A 703-nucleotide genomic window follows, 5' to 3' on the forward strand; every position below is an offset into this window, starting at 1 on the left:
GGTGTTTTTTACACAAGGTCTTGGAGCGGATTGTCATGATAAAATGTTAGATTTTATCACTAAGGATTTGATGCAAAAATTTAATATAGCTTTTGTAAGTGTGAATTATCATTGTATAGGAAATCGTCCTAAAATAGGAGCGACTTTTTATTTAGATGAAATCGATAAGCTTATTTTAGATGCGACTTGTAAAGCGGCGGGTATAAATTTGCCTTATAGTGTAGATAAAATTCAAAATTATGATCAAATGAGTGAAATTTTTCATTTTATTAGCCAAGCTTTGATAGAAGGAAAAAAACAGGGTAGATTTAGACTTGATTATTATTTAAATTTACATGTAAGTTTGCAACCTACAAAAAATGAATATCAAAATTTTGGCATTATGCAAGCTCAAGATCTCATAAATACGGCTCTTTATTTAAAGAAAAATGCTCCGTTTGATACTATGGGGGGGGGTATTCCTGTGATTATGATCGGTGCTTCTAGGGGAGGATATTTAGCATATTTGGCTGCAAAAATTGCTCCTTGGCTTATAGATGGAGTGATTGATAATTCTGGTAGCGTAAAACTTTTATGGCGACTTGTTGGATTTGGAAAAGAGATTGATTTTATGCAGTATTCTGAATTTGCTACCTTTGATTTTTTTCAGCACATAAAAGTTTTTTGTTCTAATAAAACTTTTTGGACAAGCAATAGTTCTTCG

The 703-nt window shown here is 31.7% G+C and carries 1 protein-coding gene; it reads left to right on the top strand.

Going from position 1 to position 703, the window contains the following annotated elements; translation table 11 throughout:
* Positions 1–703 (top strand): DUF2920 family protein (locus tag H2279_RS08655; RefSeq protein WP_337196290.1); only part of this gene is annotated, 703 nt, incomplete at both ends.

It is taken from the genome of Campylobacter sp. B0100352/1 (assembly GCF_020135855.1).
Taxonomy (GTDB): Bacteria; Campylobacterota; Campylobacteria; order Campylobacterales; family Campylobacteraceae; genus Campylobacter_D; species Campylobacter_D taeniopygiae.